The 23,926-nt window shown below is 48.7% G+C and carries 20 protein-coding genes; 9 read left to right on the top strand and 11 right to left on the bottom strand.

Annotated elements, in window-relative coordinates; all coding sequences use genetic code 11:
• Positions 1 to 177 precede the first annotated feature (177 nt).
• Positions 178 to 1,395: an MFS transporter gene (locus tag ACCI51_RS16070; protein WP_371844478.1), complete on the top strand. Its 1,218-nt coding sequence runs from the start codon at positions 178 to 180 to the stop codon at positions 1,393 to 1,395.
• Between the two features lie 72 nt (positions 1,396 to 1,467).
• On the opposite strand, the gene ACCI51_RS16065 is transcribed toward ACCI51_RS16070, so the two are convergent.
• Together ACCI51_RS16065 and ACCI51_RS16060 are read right to left on the bottom strand one after the other, a co-directional pair.
• Positions 1,468 to 1,977, bottom strand: a complete 510-nt coding sequence (locus tag ACCI51_RS16065; RefSeq protein WP_371844477.1) for a GNAT family N-acetyltransferase — start codon at positions 1,975 to 1,977, stop codon at positions 1,468 to 1,470.
• Between the two features lie 179 nt (positions 1,978 to 2,156).
• Entirely contained in the window at positions 2,157 to 2,375 is a 219-nt protein-coding gene (locus ACCI51_RS16060; protein WP_371844476.1) for a hypothetical protein, read from the bottom strand.
• A gap of 135 nt (positions 2,376 to 2,510) precedes the next feature.
• Between ACCI51_RS16060 and can the strand changes: the two genes are divergently transcribed.
• The 4 genes from can (at position 2,511) to ACCI51_RS16040 (ending at position 6,439) form a co-directional block, all read left to right on the top strand.
• On the top strand, positions 2,511 to 3,167 hold the full coding sequence (gene can / locus ACCI51_RS16055; RefSeq protein WP_371844521.1) for a carbonate dehydratase: 657 nt from the start codon (positions 2,511 to 2,513) through the stop codon (positions 3,165 to 3,167).
• A 97-nt stretch (positions 3,168 to 3,264) separates the two neighbouring features.
• Positions 3,265 to 4,908, top strand: a complete 1,644-nt coding sequence (locus ACCI51_RS16050; RefSeq protein WP_371844475.1) for an FAD-dependent oxidoreductase — start codon at positions 3,265 to 3,267, stop codon at positions 4,906 to 4,908.
• 108 nt (positions 4,909 to 5,016) lie between these two features.
• A complete protein-coding gene (locus ACCI51_RS16045) occupies positions 5,017 to 5,529 on the top strand; it encodes a flavin reductase family protein (protein ID WP_371844473.1) in 513 nt (170 codons plus the stop codon).
• Between the two features lie 178 nt (positions 5,530 to 5,707).
• A complete protein-coding gene (locus ACCI51_RS16040; protein ID WP_371844471.1) occupies positions 5,708 to 6,439 on the top strand; it encodes a glycerophosphodiester phosphodiesterase in 732 nt (243 codons plus the stop codon).
• A 134-nt stretch (positions 6,440 to 6,573) separates the two neighbouring features.
• Here ACCI51_RS16040 and ACCI51_RS16035 read toward each other — a convergent pair whose 3' ends face one another.
• Together ACCI51_RS16035 and ACCI51_RS16030 are read right to left on the bottom strand one after the other, a co-directional pair.
• Entirely contained in the window at positions 6,574 to 9,171 is a 2,598-nt protein-coding gene (locus ACCI51_RS16035; RefSeq protein ID WP_371844470.1) for a TonB-dependent receptor plug domain-containing protein, read from the bottom strand.
• A gap of 499 nt (positions 9,172 to 9,670) precedes the next feature.
• The gene (locus ACCI51_RS16030) at positions 9,671 to 11,227 is read right to left on the bottom strand and encodes a M20/M25/M40 family metallo-hydrolase (protein ID WP_299585732.1); all 1,557 of its coding nucleotides are present in this window, start codon (positions 11,225 to 11,227) and stop codon (positions 9,671 to 9,673) included.
• A 986-nt stretch (positions 11,228 to 12,213) separates the two neighbouring features.
• Here ACCI51_RS16030 and ACCI51_RS16025 point away from each other — a divergent pair.
• Positions 12,214 to 12,756 carry a DUF2799 domain-containing protein gene (locus tag ACCI51_RS16025; RefSeq protein ID WP_371844468.1) on the top strand — a complete coding sequence of 181 codons (543 nt, stop codon included), beginning with the start codon at positions 12,214 to 12,216 and terminating at the stop codon, positions 12,754 to 12,756.
• A 199-nt stretch (positions 12,757 to 12,955) separates the two neighbouring features.
• Here the strand turns inward: ACCI51_RS16025 and arfB are convergent, their stop codons facing one another.
• Positions 12,956 to 13,363, bottom strand: coding sequence for an alternative ribosome rescue aminoacyl-tRNA hydrolase ArfB (gene arfB, locus ACCI51_RS16020; protein ID WP_371844520.1), 408 nt, complete (start codon positions 13,361 to 13,363; stop codon positions 12,956 to 12,958).
• A gap of 442 nt (positions 13,364 to 13,805) precedes the next feature.
• Here arfB and ACCI51_RS16015 point away from each other — a divergent pair, with 442 nt between their 5' ends.
• The 3 genes from ACCI51_RS16015 (at position 13,806) to ACCI51_RS16005 (ending at position 17,310) form a co-directional block, all read left to right on the top strand.
• Positions 13,806 to 16,181, top strand: coding sequence for an autotransporter outer membrane beta-barrel domain-containing protein (locus ACCI51_RS16015; RefSeq protein WP_371844466.1), 2,376 nt, complete (start codon positions 13,806 to 13,808; stop codon positions 16,179 to 16,181).
• Positions 16,182 to 16,302: 121 nt separating this feature from the next.
• Positions 16,303 to 16,836, top strand: a complete 534-nt coding sequence (locus ACCI51_RS16010; protein WP_299585740.1) for a GNAT family N-acetyltransferase — start codon at positions 16,303 to 16,305, stop codon at positions 16,834 to 16,836.
• A 183-nt stretch (positions 16,837 to 17,019) separates the two neighbouring features.
• Positions 17,020 to 17,310, top strand: a complete 291-nt coding sequence (locus tag ACCI51_RS16005; RefSeq protein ID WP_299585742.1) for a DUF1540 domain-containing protein — start codon at positions 17,020 to 17,022, stop codon at positions 17,308 to 17,310.
• 91 nt (positions 17,311 to 17,401) lie between these two features.
• Here ACCI51_RS16005 and ACCI51_RS16000 read toward each other — a convergent pair whose 3' ends face one another.
• The 6 genes from ACCI51_RS16000 to ACCI51_RS15975 form a co-directional block, all read right to left on the bottom strand.
• Positions 17,402 to 19,117 carry an AMP-binding protein gene (locus tag ACCI51_RS16000; RefSeq protein WP_371844465.1) on the bottom strand — a complete coding sequence of 572 codons (1,716 nt, stop codon included), beginning with the start codon at positions 19,115 to 19,117 and terminating at the stop codon, positions 17,402 to 17,404.
• Positions 19,118 to 20,233: 1,116 nt separating this feature from the next.
• A complete protein-coding gene (locus ACCI51_RS15995) occupies positions 20,234 to 20,482 on the bottom strand; it encodes an ATP-dependent Clp protease proteolytic subunit (RefSeq protein ID WP_371844519.1) in 249 nt (82 codons plus the stop codon).
• A gap of 720 nt (positions 20,483 to 21,202) precedes the next feature.
• Positions 21,203 to 21,667 (bottom strand): hypothetical protein, encoded by a 465-nt coding sequence (locus ACCI51_RS15990; protein WP_371844464.1) that lies wholly within the window; start codon positions 21,665 to 21,667, stop codon positions 21,203 to 21,205.
• A 428-nt stretch (positions 21,668 to 22,095) separates the two neighbouring features.
• Positions 22,096 to 22,710, bottom strand: a complete 615-nt coding sequence (locus ACCI51_RS15985) for a pilin (protein ID WP_371844463.1) — start codon at positions 22,708 to 22,710, stop codon at positions 22,096 to 22,098.
• 755 nt (positions 22,711 to 23,465) lie between these two features.
• Positions 23,466 to 23,705: a transposase gene (locus tag ACCI51_RS15980; RefSeq protein WP_371844462.1), complete on the bottom strand. Its 240-nt coding sequence runs from the start codon at positions 23,703 to 23,705 to the stop codon at positions 23,466 to 23,468.
• A gap of 15 nt (positions 23,706 to 23,720) precedes the next feature.
• A complete protein-coding gene (locus tag ACCI51_RS15975; RefSeq protein WP_371844518.1) occupies positions 23,721 to 23,915 on the bottom strand; it encodes a DDE-type integrase/transposase/recombinase in 195 nt (64 codons plus the stop codon).
• Between the last annotated feature and the right edge of the window lie 11 nt (positions 23,916 to 23,926).

Raw genomic sequence — 23,926 nt, 5'->3', positions numbered from 1 at the left:
GATTCTTTTTTGAGCTAAATCTAAGTGAGAATGGTTTGCATTTAGTATATGATGCAGGTAAATTCCGCGCACTTCAAGCCCGCCGCTAGAGAAATTGTCTGGCTGTGAACTCTTACACAGGAAAGGTTCACGCTTTTCCTTTGCGGTTTCTTTTATTTATTTGTTGCGGAGCCCCGGATGCGGCCACCTCTGAATTCCCCAAAAAATCACCAGCGTAAAATCAATATGGTGGTGGCCAGCCAGGGCGCCGCCCAGGTAGTGCTGCTCACTCAGATTCCACTGATTGTCGAGCGCTGTGGCCTGAGCCTGGCCAGTATTGGTGGACTGGTGGCCCTAGGCACTTTTTGCCTCATGATTGCCGGACCACTGTGGGGGGAAATGGGGGATAGGATTGGCCGCAAGCCGATATTACTCGCGGGCCTGTGCGGCGCTCTACTCGCCCAGATTCTCTTTGTGGCGCTGCTCGTTGCGATGGCGCTGGGGCACCTAGAGGAAAGTGACGCGCTTTTAGCCCTGGCAATCAGTCGGATTATCTATGGATTAAATGCCGCCGCTATTTATCCCTGTTGCCAGGCTTGGGCCATTGAGTTGGGCGAGCCGGAAAAGCGCTTGTCGATACTTTCAGGACTAAGTGCAGCAGCCAACCTGGGCCGCGGACTCGGACCCTTGCTCGCTTTACCTGCACTGCTGGCCGGGGCACTTTGGCCCTTGGCATGGTTGATATTACTACCACTCACGGCGCTCGTTCTAACCATCGGTCTACCCAGGATCGACAGCGGTAAACCCGATACAAGGCCCGCAGAACATATTTCACTGCCCCCCGGAGCAATGATGCTTTTTGCCACAGCCTTGCTCAGCACCGTCAGTGTCGGTCAACTGCAGGTGATTATGGGCCCTGCTCTCAAGGACCTTTACGGCCTAAGCGCCCTGGGCGCCTCGTCCGCCACCGCGGTCTTGCTGGCCACAGTGGCGATTTGTGGATTCCTGGTTCAGGTAACCCTGGTACGCAAGCTTAAAACCCCGCAGGTGAGTTTTATGTTGGGAGTCGCCTCTCTGTGTATGGGGAGTATCTTGCTCTCCAGCACCCTGGGCAGCCTCTTCGCAGCTGCCGGACTACTGGTATTTGTGGTGGGTATCGCTTTTTTAGTTCCCGGATACAGTGCCCTTTTAAGCCAATCTCAACAGCGCGGCGGCCGCCTGTTTGGGTTGCTGGCCCTGATGCATACCGGCGGCTATACCATTGGCTTTGCCCTCGGCGGCTGGCTGTATGAAAAAGAGCCACAGCAGCCCCTGCTCGGGATGCTAATTAGTGTCTCCTTGATCGCGGTTTGCGCTGTACTCGCCAACCTAATCAGCAGAAAGAAAAGATTACAGCAAGTCCAGTATCGTTGTTAATCGCCGCTTATCTGGAAGACGCTAAACAGGTTATCCGTGAAAGGGAGTGGTGCAGGGCCACTCCCGAAAAACTTAGAGATATCGCTGCCAGAATTCCGCCAGCCCAAATTCCTCATCCAGGGTATAGGGCTTAAATCCCACTTTGCGATAGGCATCCTTTGCCGGGAGGTTTTTTTCCAGTACTTCCATGGTCAGTTTGCAGCACCCTCTTTTTTTCGCCTCTCGCGCCACAAATTCCATCATGGCCGCACAAACACCCTGTCCCCGTGCGCCCTCACGAACAATAACATCATGAATATTGATCAGGGGCATGCAGGCAAAGGTGGAAAAGCCGGTAAGACAGTTAACTAAACCCAAGGCCTGGGTATCGTCGTAAGCGAGCACTGTGAAGGCTCCCGGAAAATCAGCCAGCTTGGGCACCAATTCACTACGGCACTTATCTGGCAGCGGCCCGCCACCACCAAAGGGATGACGGGAGTATTCATCCATCAGTGAGAGGATATCCTCAGCTTGACGGTGATCTGCATAATTTGCCATGACGACGCGCACGTCAGTAGACATCTCCGGGGTTAGCAAGGCCATTATTACTTCTCCGTTTTTTTCCGGTGGGAAAACGCATTATTATCAGAGGCCTTATGTAAACAAATTTTTGATAATTTGACGATTATTTATCCCCGACTTAAATAGTGTGCCATTTTAGCGCTGCTGGTTTGCCCCCAAAAGGAACCTCCCAGGTGGAACTTGACTGTGAACCGAAAAAATTACGCGAGGGGTTCTTTTTCTATTGCGTTATCACTGGATAATTCCCCCTCACCATCGAGTTCAATCGCAACCGATTCCCCCAAATAAGGCAAATAGCCTCGCAAGCGCGTTCGCCGGGCTTGAAGCTGACGCATCCGCAAGCGGTGTCGGTCGGCAAATCCCGAGCGCAAGGAGGTACGCTGTCGCCTGCCGGAACCGGTATTATTTCTCCTCGCCATTATTTTTCTCCATATAAGACTCATCACTAAAAATCAGTCATCATTTAGGTTAGTTCAAACCCCCTTGGCCCGCAGGAATAAACTCGCTATCCTGCCAACATAATGTCCAACTGGTCATATCAGGATACAACGCCATTGCACTCGCTAGATCACCTACTAAAAAATAACCAAGACTGGTCCGAGGCCACCCGTGAGGAAAACCCGGACTTTTTCCTAAAGTTGTCAAAACAACAGTCCCCGGAATACCTATGGATAGGTTGTGCCGACAGCCGTGTGCCTGCCAATGAGATTGTCGGCCTGTTGCCCGGTGAATTGTTTGTACACCGCAACGTTGCCAATGTTGTGGTGCACAGTGACCTCAACTGCCTATCGGTATTGCAATACGCCGTGGAAATTTTGCGGGTGAAACACATTATTGTGTGTGGGCACTACGGCTGTGGCGGTGTACAGGCGGCCCTGCATAACGAGCAACTTGGCCTGATCGACAATTGGCTGCGCCATATCCAAGATGTGCGCGACAAACACCACACCCTGGTCGACCTATTTCAGGAACAGCAGCGCACAGATCTACTGTGCGAGCTCAATGTATTGGAGCAGGTGATTCATATTTGCCAAACCACCATCGTTCGCGACGCCTGGCGCTCAGGACAACCACTCTCGGTCAACGGATGGGTCTACGGACTGAAAGATGGACTGGTACACGACTTGGGTATTTCCATTAGCCACCCGGGAGAAATCGCAAATACCTACCAAAATGCGCTGACCAATATTGCCCAGCGCACCCCCAAATAACAGCGCCCCCCAATAAACTCCTTTATATTTCCCATTGAACAGAATCCAACCCCGAATGCCTTGGCAGTCGGGGCCTTTTTGCGACCCGGGAAACACCATGTCTGAATATCGCCAGTGGGAATGCCAAAACTGCGGCTGGATCTACGATGAGGCCAAAGGATGGCCCGAAGACGGCATCGCTCCAGGCACACGTTGGGAAGACATACCCGAAGAGTGGTGTTGCCCCCAGTGTGGGGCCAGTAAGCGGGATTTCGCCATGCGTGCGCTCCCCATTCAAGAGAAAGACACGACTATCCCTGAGCTTACTTCCCCCCCATCGCTCGAAAAAAATAACTCCACTTTGCGTATCTGGGAGTGCATGGTCTGCGGTTGGATCTACGACGAGGCGAGCGGTTGTCCCGAAGAGGGTATAGCGCCAGGCACCCGCTGGGAGGATATCCCTGAGGATTGGAGCTGCCCGCAGTGCGGGGTAAGTAAAGAAGAATTCGATATGGTGCTAGCCTCTACAGCACCGGTGAGCAGTCACACAGAGCCAGCCCACGCTAAAACCTCGCCAGAAGCATCGGCCCCACTGGTGATCATCGGTACCGGTCTCGCCGGGTACAACCTGGCGCGGGAGTTTCGCCAGCGCGACCGCACTAGCCCCCTACTGCTGATTTCCAAGGATGATGGCGCCTTTTACTCTAAGCCGCTCTTATCGGCATCTCTTTCTCATGGAAAAACAGCCCAGCAGCTAAGCCAAATCAGTGCTGAGGAGATGGCTCGTGAACTGGACGCCGAAATTCTGGTGCATACCCATGTCACAGCAATCGCCCCAAAGACAAAAACACTGAAACTACAACAGGAAACGGGTAATCACTCAGCAGAAATTCACTACGACCGACTGGTACTGGCGAGCGGTGCTCGCTGTCGCAAATTGCCCGCTATCGCCGGCGATGCCCAGGCGAGACTATTCAGAATCAACAATCTGGGAGACTACCACCGCTTCCGCACCGCACTTGTAGGGCATAAGCGAGTTCTACTAATCGGCGCAGGCCTGATTGGCTGTGAATTTGCAAACGACCTAGTACAGGCCGGCTTTGACGTTGAGCTCGTGGATCCTCAGGGTTGGCCTCTGGCCACCCTTCTGCCCGAAGCCGCCGGGCGCGATCTGCAGGAGACACTGACAAACAGCGGTGTGAATTTTCACCTGGGCAGAACCATTTGTTCACTGAAGCACAATCAAACGGGCTTAGACGCCCTGCTCGACAACGATGAAAAGCTGCAAGCCGATATAGCCCTGGCAGCGTTGGGGCTGGAAGCCGATACCTCCTTGGCTGAAACTGCAGGCCTAAACACTAACCGGGGAATTTCCGTTGATCGACTACTACAGAGCAGTGATCCACACATTTTTGCTCTTGGTGACTGCGCAGAGGTAGAGGGTCATCAACTATTTTATGTGGCCCCTCTGATGACCTGTGCCCGCGCATTGGCCAAAACCCTGAGTGGAGAGCCTTGCCCTGTCTACTATGGCGCCATCCCTGTTGCAGTAAAAACTACCCTGCGCCCCACCACCGTGTGCCCGCCGCCCCCAACCGCTGTGGGCAGTTGGAAAATATCCGGCGATTCGGAGGGCCTCTGTGCTGAGTTTCGCAGTCCCAAGGGTGAGTTACTGGGCTTTGCCGTGACTGGCGCCGCAATCGCAAAGAGAGATAGGCTCACTCTAGAGTGCCTTCCGTTAATGAACGCCAAGTCAAAGTAATAACAATATTCGAGCTTCTTTTAATAGCTTGCGAGGCAAAACGCGCAATCAGTACGCTTTTGCCGTAAAATGGCCTGCTAGCACAGTTTTTGTACAAGCAACTATCGTATGACGACAGAAAGAAGCCCTACTATCACACCTTCCGCCCAGCAAAGCCGCCTGTTGCGCGACACCCTAGGGCATTTTGCTACCGGAGTGACCGTTATTACCACCCAGGATGCCGAGGGCCAACCGGCTGGGATGACCGCCAATAGCTTTAATTCTGTATCCCTGGACCCAGCTCTGGTGCTCTGGAGCATCGACAAGCAATCTTTGGGTTACGAGGCTTTTACCACCCGCGAACACTTCGCCATACATGTACTACGCGCCGACCAGCAACATGTTTCCAACCTATTTGCCGGCCGTGGGGTCGATAAATTTGGGCAGATTCACTGGAGTGAGGGCCCGAACGGTATCCCTCGCCTGGATGAGTGCGCAGCCTATTTTCATTGCCGCCGCGCCCAATGTATTGAGGGCGGCGATCACACCATTCTACTTGGTGAGGTTCTTGAGTTTTCCACTAACGGTGGTGAACCTCTGGTGTTCCATCGCGGCCGCTATCGCGCGCTGGCTGGGGAATAAACCTCAACGATAGAGAGCGCAGAGGGACCCCCGAGCGCCTCTTCTTATGCTTACCAACTGATAGAATTCTTTCTCTGTCTGTCAGTCCTTAGCGCCTACAAACTTTGGTAGATCGATCACCCAGTTGCCATAATTCAGCGGCAGGCTCTCAGAAACTTTGCAGGGGAATTAACCGGTAATGAACCCAGGCACTCTCTTTTGTTTTGCCCATCGCGGTTACCAGCTGCACGCTAGCGAAAACACTCTTCAGGCAATACGCCATGCGATAGAGATAGGCGTGGACGGCATTGAAATCGATGTCTGGAATATCGGTGAACAGCTCCTGGTAACACACGATAGACGGCTGGGCAGATTGCTTTGCGGCAGTGAGTTGATTACCGATTTACACCCGCAGGAACTGCGCGAACGCTCTTTGCCCTGTGGCAATACCATACCCACTTTACGTGAGGTACTGGAATTGATCGGCAGCCGCGTCCAACTCAATATAGAAATCAAGGGACCAAATACGACCGGCTTAGTGGCGAGGGAAGTCCGCGCTTTTGTCAGAGATACCGGTACGAGCTTCGATCAATATATAGTTTCCTCTTTTGATCACCAGCAGCTTTACCAGTGTCTGCGACTCATCCCCGAAGTCCGCCGCGGAGTTTTAATTAGCGGCGTCCCCTTAGAGCTGGCCGCCTGTACAACACCTTTACAAGCCTATTCTCTACATACCTGTCTGGATTTCACCAATACCCAGCTGATAGCCGATGCTAAGCGGCGGGGTTTGAAAAACTACGTGTTTACCGTGAATAACTCTGTTGACCTGACGCTGTTAGCCGCTCAGGGGGTAGATGGTGTCTTTACGGATAAACCCCAGATGGTACTGGATTACAATACGCAGATTCTAGCAAGTGATGCTTGCAACTAGATTCCCAGCCAAAAAAGCTGGGAAACTTTAAACACAAACCCGGCTAATGCCGGGTTTGTGTTTAATGAGGGAATCGCTGAATAGCTGGTTAACGGTCGATTACCCTCTAACCACGAATAAAGCACTACAAGAGATTAAAACTCTGCACTTGCACGCAGATACCAAAAACCACCGTTAAAGCCAAAAGGTGAGGTCAAAGCATGGCGTGCTCCTAGAAATTGCAAGGTGCCATCCTGTTCATCATCCGGATACACATCAAAGATGTTTTCCCCACCTATGGCCACTTTATAATTTTCATAGAGGGTAAACGTCGCCTCCAGGTCCACCAATATCTCACTACCATAGCTATAGGTATCCGATGCATCGCCCGGCCCAAAAAGACCACCGGTAGATTCCCAATCACTATAGCGATTCAAGCGTAAGTAACCGCTAAACAGATTGCCGGTATCGAAATCAAAAGTTAGCGTAGTGCGATCACTGGGTACTTGGTTTTCAAGATCGAAAACTCTGGAAGCGTTGATGGTATTGACGGCAATATTACTCACGTCCTGTTGATTGTGATTGTGACGCAGATCGACTACCAATAAATTACCCAATACTTCAAAGTCACTGGTAATAGCTAAGTCAATACCTGACACCTTTGAATCATAGGCATTGACAAAATAGTTAGCATTGCTGTCATTCAATAAGGCAGCATCCTCCACTCCAGCACTCTGCAGTAGCTCGATTTCTTCTGCACCGATTTTATTATTGCGCAATGCAAGGCGTTCCTCGATATCAATGTTGTAGTAATCAACGGTAACACTGGTATTAGTAAACGGAGAGAAAACCGCACCTAGGGTAAAACTTGTAGATTCCTCTGGGCTAAGATCCACCGCACCCAACGCCTTGGCTACTGGATGGCTCACAGGGTAAGTACCATTTGGAATCAGGTTACCGCTAGAGTCTGCAGTCGTAGTGACATTCAAAGTATTTACTTGACCAGGTGTGGGGGCTCGGAAGCCTGTATTCACCGTGCCACGTAGGGCGAAACGATCATTGATATCGTAGCGAGCAGAGAGCTTCCAATTGGATGTAGAGCCAAACTCATCAAATTCTTCAACTCGCACTGCTGCACCAAGTGTTAGCGCATCGGTTACGTCTGCCTCAAGGTCAATGTAAACAGCAATACTTTCACTACTGTAACTACCTACAGCCTCCCTAGGAAACCCCTGGAAACCATCCGAACCCACGCCAAAATAAACTGCGGTAGGACCAACTTCAGTGGAAGAGAAATCACCAGCACCAATTGAATAGGTCTCCTCGCGCCATTCAGCCCCAAAAGCGATATTAAGTGGAGACGCTAAACCAGCGATATCAATAGGCTTAACAAAATCTGCATTGAAGCTCGACTCCTCCTGGGTCAGCGTACCCGGCCTAAAACTTGTGGGTGACAATAATCCGAGACTGGGGTTAATAGAGCCTTCCAGTACATATTCCACTTCGTTCTCAGCAACCCTGGCGCGCAAATCCCAAGCCATACCATTCTGAAACTCTCCACGAGCACCAACTACGGCGGAAATGTCATGTATTTCAGCACCGAACTGCGGATTATAACCACCGGGAAATTGGGTGTAGATAGGGTTGCGTAGCACATAGCCACTGGAACTGGAGTCATCGGCCACCAAATAGTCGGAGGGGTTCAAGCCCTGACCGATAATCGAGTCAATCAATGATTGAGGCGCCGGATCTGGCAAAAAATCACCATCACTATCTTTCTGCAGCGTAGAGCGTGCTTCAAACTGGTACTCAGGGTCTAAAACTGGGCCACGGTAAAAAAAGTCTGAAATGGTTTCGTTCGTTGAGTAACCAACATTTCCATATATTTCAAGATTTTCATTAATATCCAGGCCACTGTTTACAAAGAATTTCAAGGCCTCCACATCTGGATCCCCCCAGCGTTGACCCAAACCATCAAGGGGCACCAGGTCTTGACCAACGACAGAACCTACATCTAACGCATCGGGACGGGCAACCCCTCGCCAGGTTTTGTCGGACTTAGAATATTCCACGGTGGCATTTACAAACCCCCGGTCCAACAGATTAAAACCGGCATTCGCGGCAAAACTATTGCGAGTGCCATCACCCTCAAAATATTCACCGGTTTGCGCCGAGAAACCGAACCCTTCGGCATCATCCTTCAAAATAATGTTCACCACACCAGCGATGGCATCGGAGCCGTACTGAGCCGAGGCGCCGTCACGCAGCACCTCCACCCGCTCAATTGCCATAGATGGCAGAGTGGCAAAGTCCACGGCCTGAGCGCCCTGATTGACCGTACCCAGAGGAGCAAGCTGTAAATTGACTAGGGCCGAGCGGTGTCGCCGCGTGCCATTAACCAGCACCAAGGTTTGATCTGGGGATAGATTGCGTAGAGTCACCGGGCGAATAAATGCCGTACCATCGGCAATGGGAAAGCGCTGAGTGTTAAAGGACGGGGCAATTTTTGCCAGGGAATCGGTCAAGTCAAAGCTGGCCTGATCGGCGAGCTTTTCCCCACCAACAACATCTACCGGTGACAGGGTTTCGGTCGGAGCTACTCCTTCCTTGCGGGTGCCTGTGGTAATAACCTCTTCCATGGCACGATTATCTGCCGCAGAAGCTGAGCTTTCCTGATCCTGGGCAAAGGTTGCCGGTGCACTCAACGTACAGGCGATTGCCAGGGATAAAGGTTTCAGTAAGTGAGTTTGCATGTTGTCCGTCCTCTCTTTCATTATGCATTCGGACAGCACACCACCAGATACCCTGATTAGTGATGCACAATTATTATTCTTAGGCATGCCGGAGATCCGGCCTGCAATTTAGGCACTTGGCACTCGCTCAATTTGTCTTGTGCACGGCTAATTTTGACCACAGGACTCAAGGGACTGATCTTCAACCAAATTGCCTCAACCGATTAGACAACAGTTACCTTAGAAACCAAAATGGATGGCGCTTAATTTTACCTATAAAAACGACTCATATACCGAACTAACAGGCGTTACTGCCAATCGTGTCATTTTCCCGATATCAAAAGTAAAAATGAGTAAACAATAACTTTCTGGATTTATGTGAAACAGGGATTGTCTGGGCAATAAAAACCGACTCGAATCCATGAAATATCGCAGATTCATAAATTCGAGCCGGCATCTTACGGCCAGGCGAAGTAAAGAGATGACTCACCCCGGATACCTTCAACCCGGACGATTAAAGTTACTGAGGAGTGTAAGTGACCTCCAGCTCAAAACTGGAAGTCAGGCGACTGTAACCACGAATCATGATATACGCCTCGCTCTCGTCGCTGGGGACCTGCACACTACAGCTTTCCGTGGAACCACTTTCATAAGGACGACAATCATAATAACGCCAGGTGGGAGCAGCCCCAAAACGTACATATAGATCGGCATCGTTAGTGCCCGTCATATTCGCCACAAAGTTCGTACCCGGCGCCACACTAAACGGCCCATAATTTTCCTCCCCTCCACGCGATACACTGCCTGAGAAGTTTTCGGTCTGCTCTTGGCCAGGATCGGGATCGGGATCTGGGTCCGGATCAGGGCCGGGATCATCACCGATAGCGCCTTTGGCCAGTTCCGCCACATAGGCTGCCGCTAACTTGCCAAATTTCACTGCGTGATTGGCATCTCCACCACTGCTGGCAAGAGTATCGTTGACCGTGTGGATATAGGGATTAGACCCGTTAAAAGTGGCCTCAAAAGGGAAAGAAACCGCATAACCCTGGTCGTGCCAGGAGGCGTGATCGGAGCAGGCATAACCACAATTAGTGGTGCCGACACTGAGACTCCCCTGATAGGTTTGAGCAAGGTCTTTGAGGAAAGCATTCTGTGCGCTATTGGTGTAATCGCCAATAATATAAATATCGCTATTAGAGCCATAATAATTGGTCATATCCAACTGTAGGACACCGACCACATTTTTATTTTGGCTCTTATAATCCGTGGCGATATCGTCGGAACCGCGCAAGCCGACCTCTTCCGCCGCATAGCCCATAAACGCCAGAGTCTTCGCCGGCTTGTAACCTGTTGCCACTATGGCATTGACAACGTCAGTGAGGGTTGCAATTCCCGAGGCGTCATCATCGGCCCCTGGCGCTCTCGTGCCCTCACCCGTACCCCAGCCAACGGTGGAATCTAAATGCGCGCCCAGCACCACAATTTCATCCGGTTCCGTTTGCCCCTGAATCGTGAGAATAACCGAGGGTTGTGCCCAACTATGGCTATAAAGCTGCACTGAGGCATCACTGCGAGAGCTGGTTAATGCCTGCCATTTATCTCGAATCCACTCCGCTCCCTCCACACCTGTTGAAGTGGTGTAGTAACGATTGGTAAAGCTGGAAAGGCTATTAATTGTCGAGCGGATATTTGCTTCAGAAATTTCCGCTTGTAGAGCATTCACCACACTGGCGTTATCGACGGTATAACTGGCAACACTCCTCATCGTGCTAATCAGTGGTGAGAGCTGAGCTTTTTGCGCCTCCTGAAGAGATTCATGCACCATAAAACCACCACAGCGATTGTGGCTGTTATGCATAATCGTAGAAATATCGGATAAATTATCCTCATTCACCTTCAATATGGTTATACCGTTGCGCTCTCCTTGTGCGCTGAGAGACTCCTTAGCCACAAGTGCACTATTTTTTTTCAGGGTTTGATAACCATCGCTGCCGATCGTTATCCACAACTCCTCCGCCAAAGTTATACCAGGCACAGCAAGCAGCCCTAGTAGCGATGTACAAATCATTTTTTTCATTATCTTCTCCACATTGATTTATTCCCCCCCGCGCAAGTCGGCATTTCCCCAATTAACACAGGAGGGCGCTGAAACCTCATGCAAAAATCTTGCACAAACAGCAAAATCGAACGCCGGCAACATTCAAATAACGCACAAACATTGAACTTAAAGACGCAACCTGACTCAGCATGAAATACTGCAAGGCAATTGAAACTATCTTTATTATTCAAATTTTGAAAAAGCAGGGGTGGAAATTTATTTAACTCCAAGCCAAAAACAGACAACAAGCACCACCCAGCAAGCGGTACTTGAATAATTTAGCACCATTCACCAAAAAACAAATAATAATTTTTAAGACTTTAGAGAAGTTAAAAATTACTGAATATAATTCAATCTTTGAAATGGACACCTACCCCCTTCAATAAAAAACCAAACAACAAACACAACCAGAAAACATAAAATTTAAGCCTGATTGATATATTTTAATTATCTGGATTTTAGTAATCACTTAATAGATCAGAAAAACCCCTAGCCTTCAGGGTGGCTTATAGCCGAAACATGGTTTTCCAATATATATAACTACTTCATATATTCATGCCACTATGAATACCCTCTTGGCTGGACCCAAAGATGTATCTAGAAGACCACAAAATCATCTCTGACCCATGCCCCCCTACTAAAGCCATCCAATAAAATGGATTCTATAAAGCTCAAAGAACAGGTAAGAACGCCATTCACCGGCTGCACAGCGCTGTGTCTACTGAAGGTTCAATCGCTATCCCCCTAAAGATATCCACCTCTTGCCACAAGGTAATCCCTTTTTCTCTCCAAATTATTAAGCTCTTAGCCTGTATCTTCAGCTTTCAGTCAGGTTTCCTTCTTTAAACTGTGTTTTTGCCCGGTAATAGGACATGGCAGTGAAGCTACAATATGGAATCCTTCCTTTAATCACCCTAATCCTCCTAAGCGCAGGCTGCGCCACCATGAGTGAAGATGAGTGCCACATGGCTGACTGGCAGGCTTTGGGTTATGAAGACGGCGCCCAAGGGCGGGGGCTGGATTACATGGGCAAACGCCGGGAATCCTGTGCAAAATATGCTATTCAGCTGAACGCCAGTGCTTATCGTGGCGGACGAGACGAGGGCTTGGTGCTTTTTTGTACAGAGCTGCGGGGCTTTTCCGAGGGGCGCGCCGGAGAAAACTACAATGGCGTCTGTCCCGCAGACCTTGAGGGACTCTTTCTGCGTGGTTATGAAACTGGCCGGGATCTTTTTACTGCACAAAGTGCGGTGCAAGAACTTGAGGCTGCCATTCACGACCGAGAATTGGAGCGAGAACACCTCTTGGATGACATGACTGAAATTGGCGCGTTACTCGTGGCTGATGAGGCCACTCGCGAAGAGCGAGTTACCTTACTTGCCGATATCACACGCCTCAAACTACGCCATAGTGAACTGGGGCACGAGATTGAAGATCTGAGATTTGAGCTGGGGCAAAGACACATGGAATACCAAGATCTTGTTGCCAGATCTCCTTACCCTCGGTGAACTAAAGCGCCTTATGCAATAAAGTGAATCATAATCCCGCAACTAGGCTTTGTGGATCATCTACTTCTTCACAGTGCACCCCTGTAGATCGGTGTCATAAATCAGTGGCCGCTTGAATTCTCACGGTAAAAATATTTTTTTCCTGCCCGCTTACCTATAAGGATTTCAGACATAGGGCTATAGGAGTACCCCCTTGTATTTAATCACTGACTTTTCCGCGCATGGCTTTTACCTGGGAACGGCGGTTTTTGCTTTTCAGCCGCCGCTCCTTTGCACCGCGACTGGGTTTTGTCGCAATACGTCGTTTATGTACTTTCGATACATCCTCAATCAGCTGCTGCAATCGTTCCAATCCATCCGCACGATTTTTTTCCTGAGTGCGAAAACGCTGGGCCTTGATAACTATAATACCGTCAGTAGATATTCTCTGGTCCCGCAACTGCAGTAGCCTATATTTAATGTCCTCGGGCAGAGAGGAATTTTTTATATCAAATCGCAAGTGAATCGCACTGGAGACTTTATTTACATTCTGACCGCCCGCCCCTTGGGCGCGCACAGCACTAATCTGCACTTCAGCCAAATTGACCTTATGCCGAGCATTTACCATATTCTTCAATTCCAATAACCAGAAACCACCTACAACAGCAACTTCGTATATATTTTAAAAAAGTCCCCGATGAGTTTGGGGAAAAAATTATTTTACGGTACCTGGGTACCTACCACTCGAGAAAACACTTGCCCTCCCCTGACACAAGCCGCACCATGCACCGAATAAATAAAAAGTTGTAGCGCATTTACCTAAAAACAATCATTCAGTACTATTGCGCCACTTTGTAGCGTGCCTTGAGGCCACTCCAATCCCGGTGTGACCAAGCAGCCAGCCACTTTGCCCGTGACTTATTTTATTGTCTGGGTCAAATCCGCTAGTATTGCCGAACTTCCTTGAGGTACAGGAACAAAAAACAATAAAAGATGCACGCCCAGTTGTTTCCTCTGGATTCCTCCCGATGTCTCCGCGGGTGTGCCATTACCGCGACTAGGAGAAAACCATGCCCAACGCCAAGCGCAGCCTTGCGGCGGCTATTGCACTTGCATCCCTCACCAGCATTTCTGCGACCGCAGAAGATTCAGCCTTTAGTCAAGTTATTGCTTTTGGTGACAGCCTGACCGATGTAGGTAACTACCAAGCTTTCACCAATGGCGGTGACGCGAATGATATTGCTATTAACATCTTATCTCAGAACTTAGGACTAGGTTCTGTCACACCCTCTTGCGCCGGGCTGTCTTTGTGCCTCCCTGAAGTTGACGACACTCTAAGTGATGAGGCGCTGCTAACTTCCGCAAAAGAGCAAGTGGCTAGTGCCCTACCTAATATTGGTACTGGCTGGGCTGTAGGCGGGCATAAAGCTGCAGATGTCCTGCTAAATATTGTTGGCACTCAAAACTATTTGGCCTATTTAGAAGCTAACGGACTGGCCTACGATCCCAGCATGCATAACTTCGCTAGTGCCTTGTTGCCAGATCCCACACGCCAGACCGCGACTGAATTGTATGCGGACTTAGATCAGTTGGGGTTATTACTCCTGGGACCTACTAAGGTTGCCCAGCTCCTTGCAGCCGCAGAGCAATATGAAGCCGCTGGGGACGCAGCAACTGCCGCACAGCTCAAAGCTCAGGCTACTGTTCTAGAGGCAATGATTAAAGCCGCACCGGCTACTATCATTGCAGACTCCGGCACCACCGGTAATCCTCATCCCACAGGGAGGGGGTATCTGGAAACTACTCTTGGAACAGCTGATGCCAACGCCCTTTACTGGGTAAATGGCGGTGGTAATGACCTGCTGAGCGGATTCAAAGGTGTTGCCAAAGGCGAAATAAGCATCGAAGAAGCTACCGTTAGTGCAGGCGTCGCATCAGTCATGCTTGCGAGCGCTGCAGGCGCTCTATCCAACGCAGGAGCTAACTATATTCTGGTATCCAATGTGCCGGATATCAGTAAGACGCCAGTTGTTTATAAGGCAGTTAAAGATGCTGTTGAGTCCAGTGAAAGCGCAGCTCAACTTGAGGCGGCTGTAGCGGCTGGTCTAATGACCCAGGATGAAGCTAACGCAAAACTCACAGCAGCCATTGATGAAGCTTTGCTAAGTGCGAACAAGGCCTCCGAAGGCTTTAATACCAACCTTCTGAACTTGGCCAAAGATATCGATGGCGTACTGATGGTCGACCAGGCCGGTCTGCTTAAAGTGGCTCTGAATAATGCCGGTCAACTCGGCCTATCCACAGAGTTCGATCAAAGCCAGTACTGCTATGACGGCAGCGGCGGTGAGTGCATTGAACATGAAGTATACGGTGTAAATGGCACGGCCCCCGATGCTTCCAAACTAATCTTCAACGATACCGTGCATCCCACCCAGGTTGGTCAGCAGGTTCTCGCCGACTACTACACCGCAATTGTCAATGCCGCCCAGGTGGCCGGTCAGCTGCCGGATATCGGTGCCCAGGCTGCACGCACCCACACTAATAGCCTGGATGAAAACCTGGCCGGTGTACGCTATAGCCAAGCTCAGACCGGTGTATTCGCGGGCAGTGTTTTCGGTGATATCGACTACGACAACAGCTTCGCCGCCGATATGAGCGGTGACAGTAACGCCAATCTGATTGGTATGACCTTCGCCCTGCGCGACAACCTGGAGCTGGGCTTCGCGGTAAGTCGCTCTGATATCGATGTGGATAATGCCCGCTCCGACATCGAGTCCACCTCTACCAACTACAGCCTGTTCGGCCGTTTCCACCACGATATATTCTTCGTGGAAGGTAGTGCGACTCTGACCGACGTGGATTTCGACCAGGTAAACCGTGCCCTGGCCCTCGGCAACAGCTTCACTTCAGAGCTGGAAGGAGATACTTCCGGTGAGAACACCACTCTGAGCCTGACCGCCGGTGCCAATCTGCTCGGCGAATCCAGCTTTCAGTTTGGTCCCTTCGTTGGTGTAACCCGTGCCTCCATGGAAGTTGACGGTTATACCGAAGACGCTATCGAAGGCTTTACTTACACCGACTCAGCTGACGCTGAATACGACCCGATTGGTATGCACTACGGTGACCAGGAACGACGCTACACCACCATGCGCTTTGGTGCCTTCGCCAATAAACGCTGGAATACTGTAAACGCCTTCGCACAAATCTGGTATGAAGATACCAACGGCACCGATGAGGACACCTTGGAAGTGGGCGTTAAGTCCATGGCTGGTAACATGAATGCCATGCCCAGCTACTCCAGTGTGGATCAGGGCATGTTCGATGACGGCATGGGCCTGATTGCCGGTATTCGCTGGCAAGCCGCTGAGTCCATCGCTTTGAGTGCAAACATGACCTCCCGCCCTGCGGCTGAGTCTGCATCAGTGAACGTGACCTACCGCTTCTAATCCGGCGTTAGTGATTCACTCAGTGCCCCCGTAAGGGGGCACATCTCCTCCCCGCCAAACATCTAGCCAAACACAATTCCAACGGGGAAACTAAACACCCATTAACCTTTCTCTTGCTCACATGTTCCAAATAAACACGCCCAACCTCACACTGCGGGAACTGTCAGACGCTGATGCAGAACTGATCCTTCTTCTACTTAACGATGCAGATTTCTTGCGGAATATTGGCGATCGGGGGGTACGCAACCTAAAGCAAGCACGCGACTATATACAAACTGGCCCCATGATCATGTACCGCCAACACCAGTTTGGTCTTTTTAAAGTCGCACTCACCGATGGCACAGGCATTGGTATCTGTGGACTAATTAAACGAGATAGCCTCGATGATGCCGATATTGGTTTTGCTTTTCTGCCCGAGTATCGTGGAAAAGGTTATGCACTGGAGGCCGCCCGCGCTGTAATGGTATTTGCCCGAGAGCAACTAAACTTAAAACGCATCGTTGCTATAACACAACCTGAAAACCTAGCCTCGGTGAAACTTTTGGAAAAAATAGGATTAAAAATAGAGCGCCGTATCACCCTGCCGGGCGAGACTATTGAATTACTCTTGATGGCATGGGAAGCCAGCAGCAGCGCTAATTCCCAAGGGTTATAAACACTCATTCTTATAGCTCCAAGTGCCGATAATTTACTCAACTGGCATGAGAGATCGCTAGTATTTTTCCCTGCCAACCTCGGATAAATCAACAGCCCCAATACCCTACAAAAATTATGGTTTTTCATTGACATGGATAGGGCCTGTACTAGTCTCCAACTTACCAACTAGGAGAAGACAGCCATGATTATCGCGACAGATATGCCAGAAGTCAGCAGATGTGCCGCAACCCAGTGCGCCTATAATGCCAACGATGCCTGCCATGCCCGGGCAATCACTATAGGCGAGGGCTCTGACCCCGATTGCGACACCTTCTTCACAAACTCCAAACATACCCGCAGCTCCCGCACCGCCGGTGTAGGTGCCTGCAAAATGGAAGACTGCAAGTTTAATGACGACTTCGAGTGCTCCGCAGACAGTATTGAGGTTGGACGCAGCGACAGCACAACAAACTGCCTAAGTTATACGCACTAAGCAGGCAAACAGCCCTTAGAAAAAATTTCTCAATAAAAAAGCCCGGCAGTGGTTTACTGGCGGGCTTTTTTATTACGGCGTTTAGATCGCCTTAATCGGCGGCCTGCAAATCCGCCTGTAATTTTTCTGTACTGGCAATATCTCTCGGCTCCCAGATAATACCTGAGGCATCCGCATATTGCTTAAATAGCGGCTGGTAATGTGACTCCAGGACTTTACGCTTTATTTTTAAGGTGGGTGTCAGGAACTCGTTTAATGGGGTCCATTCCTCCTTGCAAATAAAGATTGTGCGAATACGCTCATGCTGCGGCAACCGCTCATTGACCGACTCAAGGACACGTCGCAATTGTTCATTGACTTCGGTGCGCGGCAATTTTTCCGCGGACTCTGATAAAGTCACCAACATCACCGGCTGATCCATACCGTGGCCCAGTATGCAAAGTTGTGCCAGCAGCGTTTCGTTACCAAAATGCCCTTCCAGTAAACTTGGCTGAATAAACTTTCCTTTACTGGTTTTAAAAGTTTCAGAAATGCGGCCAGTAATATGTAAAAGGCCACGCTCATCAATAAAGCCAGAATCCCCGGTATGGTAATACCCATCGCGAATCGCTTCTGCAGTTTTTTCCGGTTCTAGGTAATAACCTTTCATTAAAGCGCCGCTTTTGAACAGAATTTCCCCCTCGCCAGAGATTTTAACTTCACAGCCATGATAGGGCTTACCCACGGTACCCGGCACAGGATCTTCACCCGGCATCACAAAGCAGCCATAAATAAAGTTTTCTGTCATCCCATAGCCATCAGCAATCTGCATCCCCATGCGCTCATACCAGCGCAATAGTTCAATGGAAATGGGAGACGCCCCAGTGACTAACATTCGTGCCTGATCCAGTCCCAACCCTGTGCGCACCTTGTTTTTTAACCAAGTACTCAGGCCAGGGATTCGCAGCAATACATTCTGTAAAGCGGGTGGAATCTTTTCGTCGATCCCCTCCTTGAATTTGGTCCACAATCTGGGCACCGAGAAGAACATAGTGGGCTTGGTGCGCTGCAAGTCCTCCAGGAAAGTATCCAGGGACTCCGGGAAGTGCACCGGGGTGCCGGAGTAGAGGCAGTGAAATTCCACCAGAATACGCTCGGCCGCATGCGCAAGCGGCAAATAAGAGAGAACTCGATCGCTTTCGTTAAAGCCATAGCCGCGAATCATATTGGGCACTACAAAGCTCACTGAAGACCAGCTATGCATCACCCCCTTGGGGTTACCGGTGGTTCCTGAGGTGTACATGATTGTGAAGAGATCATCCGCATCGAAAACCGGCCTTTCCTCATAGCGCTCACTGGTCGCTATGACTGCCTCCAACTCTTCTGCGCAGTGAATTTCACAACGCTGTATCGCTACAGAAGGCAAGGTGTCCGCTACCTCCTGCAGGGCCGCATTGTTATCCGTAGCTCCGCAAAACAGTAGTTTTGATTCGGAGTGTTTTAATACATAAGACATAGAGGAGGCCGATTGGCCCGGATACAAGGGTACACTCACCATTCCGGCGAGCATGATGCCAACATCAACAATAATCCAGTCGGCACAATTTTTACCGTGAATCGCGATACGATCACCGGGCTCAAAACGACTGCGCAAACAACCCGCGATACGCCTGGCTCTGTCCATTACCTCGCGCCAAGTGTAATCCCGCCACTGGCGTCGCTGCATTTGACGAAGAAATACCGTCTCTGGCTCTTCATCTTCTCTTCTGTAGAGAAGCTCCAGTGGCTGCAGGCCCTTCACCTTCTCGTATCGTTCTTCCGGGGTCATCGCTTTCTCTCTCATTATTGTGTTTATTGTGATTTGCTACTGATATACGCGGCTAAAACCCTGTACTTATTGCTATCAGCACAAAAGTACTAGTAAACGCCTTGCGTTTCCGTAAAGCCATTCAACGGACTGTTAGAACTGAACTACCACTCAAGTTCGGCACGGCCAAGCCTCCCCCTAAGGAAGAAGCGCTCTTAGTAGTAAAAAAGCCGCATCAGTCTATGGTTATTATTTAGTTTAAAGTTACTGAATATACTCTTTCAGCGCAATTCCTAGATTGCAATGCCGAATCCAGGAGCCAAAGCAGAGTGTAGACTAACCGGTCTAGGCGTATAATTTGCCATATTCTTTCCCATACCTAACAGGGACAGCAAATATCTTCTGTTGGATCGGTTCAGATTGAAAAATTCATCAATCTGTCACCTGATGAGGTCCAAACCTGATAGCACCGATATCCTAGAAATGCGTTATTCATCATTTCACCGGTACGGGTTGCTGACTTATCAACAGAGCACCTCCCTATCCCCCCCCGCAAGAACCCTTTCGGAGAAGTTCACAAGGCTCAAAAAAAAACCATAATATGCCGCGCTTTAGAAATTCTTTTACAAGAAAGATTCAAATTAGGAAATTCAGTTAAGAACCTTTAATTACCACACTACAGAGATAGAAAAAAATTTACAGGCCAATAGGAATTGAGCAAGGTAAACCTTTCATCCACCCAAAGTAATTACAAAGATAACTATGATACGATAGCTTTTTTGCGCTTACTGCTCTAACTTTCCTGCATTACCAAGCTGTAGCTTTGTACCTGTGTTTAGGCTTGAATATCAGGCGCAGTAACTAGCTAATCTTTAACTTATACTACAGTGCGACCCCATTATCAGCGATTGTATCCAGTTATGCGAGACTAGTACTCGGCATAGTTTACGATTTTTTAAATGATTAAAGAGATCACCGTTAAAGTTACCGGCTATCTCAAATTCTGTTGTAGCACAAATGGCAAAGCCGGCTTCTACCACTTCGGCGCCAATGTACTAGGTCTCGCCATGCATTACCCGGCTAATTTCCTTGTAGGATAACTGATACTTGAGGCGTAGAGGCCGATCATGGTGGTTTTTACTTTGGCGAGTATTCCCTTGGTTTTTCTAGCGTTCTTTCATCAATTCTGGAAGTGGGGCTGGGGTTGTGTAGGAGGCAATAGGCGTTTTCGGCAATGCCTACGGTATCCCCGGTTAGGGCGATCACACTGCCCCTGCTTGCAGCAATACCTTCAATCCAGGTTTCGACATCGGCCTTATGACCTTTGAGGAGGTTATATATTACGGCACCGTCAAGAAAATGACCGCCGGTGCAGTTAATATGCAGATTGACATTGCCGAGTTGTTGAGGTTTCCTATTTAGAGTCGGATTCAGTTGTTTCTACGGAAACTGCAGCGCACTTGATCGGGGTGGTAACTTCATTTTTTTAGCTTTCTCTGCCAAGTAAAAGTTTGCTTAATTACATCGTCTGAATTCTAGCCACCACGGTGAATCGTCTTCTTCGGGCTGGCCCGATTATTTTCTAACAAGGTTTCATCAGCACCGGCTTCGTGGGTTGCATGTAGGGACGTAGACCTTGGTATCGGTACCTTCATTCGGTCTACCGAAACGCCGCTGCCAGGTTTCCCTGATATTCTCTGCATTGGATTTTTACCCAGCCTACAAACTTTCCCTGCCAGATGTCGTTTCTCAAACCTAAGACATGGGAATCGCCGCAATCATAGCAGGCGACCGATAACGCACACAAGAACCCAGCTCATTGATTTATATAGAAAATAGGCTTCTTACTATGCTACGAAAGCATTGACATAATTCTGTAAGGTTTCTCACTGACATGGGCTGTATATATGACAGTTCCAATAAATAGTCCAACAGTCAGAAAAATTAATATCGAATAAAATATAGACATCACGATATTGAGACGCTCTCCAGCCTTAAAACCACTATCAAATACAGCCAATTTGACATCTTATTACGCGATATAAGTACAAGAGATATAGTAAAATCGAAAAGCATGCTAAATAGACCATCAGTTATATATCCCGATTATACTCCTGTGCCTGCAGTTCTTAATTTATGGTACATATTGGTAATAAATTTACCGCCTAAAATAAGAAAAACAGAAATTAAGAGCACAGAGACATAACCATAGTCTACAGTTCCGCTATTTAAAAATTGACTAAGAATAATCCCCACGGATTTCAATGCCCAGTAGACCCCAATGAGAAATACACCAGCGACCACTAACCCCCCCTCAGAAATAGCATCATCCTTCACACTTGAACTTATCTTTTTGTCAGCTATCTTGGGAGCATATATCCAAAGCAGTATACCCATGATTATAGGAATAACTGCCAACCCGACAACAAGGATAACCGGTGCTCCTTCACGGTTGATCCAAGCTCCTGAGGCAAGGAGAAGCGGCAAGGTATTTCCCAAATTATTTAGAGCTAGATATGCCGCAAAATTTTTATTGCCAACTCTGCATATTGTTTCATATAACGTCGCCATGAGCTGGGACTTTGGTTTTACAACAGTAAAGACGCAAAGTTAATTTTATCGTTAAACACAATTAAAAAATCTAAATCAACCGACCACACTTCTTAAGTATATACCTAACCGAGTATGGATAATTTACATGCAAAATTTCCTATTGTGGTCCCACATGAAGAATTGAATAGCTTCATATCCATAACTTATCTTGATTTCACGTAAGTCCGCTTTCGCCAAACACTTGGATGGCTTCAAAGAGCCGCATAACAATTTAATTTTAATACGGTTTGAACACCTCTGACCGGTGCAACTTACGTTTTGCGCGCCAATAGGGACGCACGGGCCACGCACAAGGTAAGCTACCCCGCTACAGATTCGGAGTCGAACTATCCAGCCTTGTATAGCTGTTGTGGCTGAGCCTATAGAGCGGCTAAGTCAACAGCTGACTAATACCGACCTTGGGCATAAACACAAGAGGAGAGTAGCTGATCAATATCTCGGTAATCTGGAGACTCGCAAGACCAACCTAGACCAAAAGCTCGCTCTCTGGGTACCAAATAAACCTCACCACCATCAATGCCAGTATCCGCGGTATAAATCAGCGCAATTACGCCGCCAGCACGCAATTCGGCTGAGGTCAAAGTGCCTTTGGCATATTCCTCTGGCTCCTCAAGACCCGCTTCCCCATTAGATTCCGGTACCCGTCCGTGGAATTGATAGAACTCAGTCACCGCAACTTTAAGTATGGTACCCATGTGCAAGCCTTGAGAGAGATTGGCTGAGCGTAGCGCCTTATTCTGAATCTTGTTGGCCTGAATTAGCATATCTTGGCGAAGCCGCATCAGCTCTTCTTCGCGGCTGATTAATGTCTCACGTTGACGGTTCTGCTCCTGAAGTTCCTGCATTCTTCGCTGGTGAGCTTTTTGTTCTTTATCCCGTTGCTCCTGCGCTTCCGCTGCCTGATGAAGACGCTTTTTCTCCTGAATCTTGCTATAAAAATCAGCCATTAATCCCAAGGCTAGTAACAGCAATGCTAACCCCAATAACCTACCTTTCGACATTCAAAAAACTTCCTTACATCAACCCGACTATCGAGACACCGACATAGACGAAATACTAGCATAACGTTTACGGAAGAGGGGTAATATATTTTGCTACACCCTTCTACCTGTTTCTATTATTCTCTACCTACTGCACAGATATGACATATTCCAAGAAGCCTTGAACGGCCTAAATTCGAAAGTGAATTTCCGTACTCGCAGAAAAAATCACACTTATCACATAGCCCTATAGCCATTTTCATTCTTTTTTCTTCCATGCAATATCTGTCCGGATTTAGAGTATTCTCCAAATTACTTAGTTGTATTCATTCTTCTTCAGTAAATACTTGCACCCCACATAAAACCTTCGGATTAGTTGACCAAGGTTGTGGGCAGTCATCTATTTAAATATAACGCCCCTGGAGGGGCAACCGAACCGTCTAGTCCGAAGGGCCAATGCTGCTGTCACTTACTAAATGATTCTTCGCACATATGGCCAAACCTCCCCAACAGGCATCACGAACTTCCAATATAATTCCTCAGTAAAATCAGAGGCAAATATAGTATTTCAGAAATTGGCTGTAGCGAGCCTACTAAATTCCCTTTAGATATATTGTGACTTACGATAAGCTTAGCCACTGTATGGTCCGCGAAATAGCTAGCGTGATGTAAAAGTATGTTTATATTTCTGGACCCTATCTATCACGTAAGATAGATAGCTATTACTCCAATCCAGATGAATTTCATCATGATATTGGTCTTGCCCACCACTCTAACTATGCGTAGTTTCGTTCATACTCTGCTGGACTTACATAGCCCAATACAGAGTGCCTTCGAACCCTATTGTAGAAAATCTTAATGTATTTAAACACCTCAGATTTTGCTTGCTCTTCGCTTTCGAATGTTCCGGCATAGACCAGCTCGACTTTTAGCCTGCTAAAGAATGATTCCATTGCCGCATTATCCCAACAGTTAGCCTGGCGACTCATACTCGGCTTGCACTTGCTTTCGGACAAGAGATCCTGGTATTTCTATGAACGATATTGCACACCCCTGTCAGAGTGAACTATTAGTCCAGGCTTTATTTTTCGTCGCTCTAGAGCCATTTTCAATGCTCTACGTGTCAATTCATCGGTCATCTGGGAGTCGAATGCCCAACCTACAATACGACGAAAGTACAGATCCATAACTACCGCGAGGTACAACCACCGCTCCAGAACCCAGATATACGTAATGT

The sequence above is a fragment of the Microbulbifer echini genome (genome assembly GCF_041447225.1).
GTDB lineage: Bacteria > Pseudomonadota > Gammaproteobacteria > Pseudomonadales > Cellvibrionaceae > Microbulbifer > Microbulbifer echini.
Note: the sequence above shows the minus strand (reverse complement) of the source record. Positions and strands in the feature narration are given on the sequence as shown.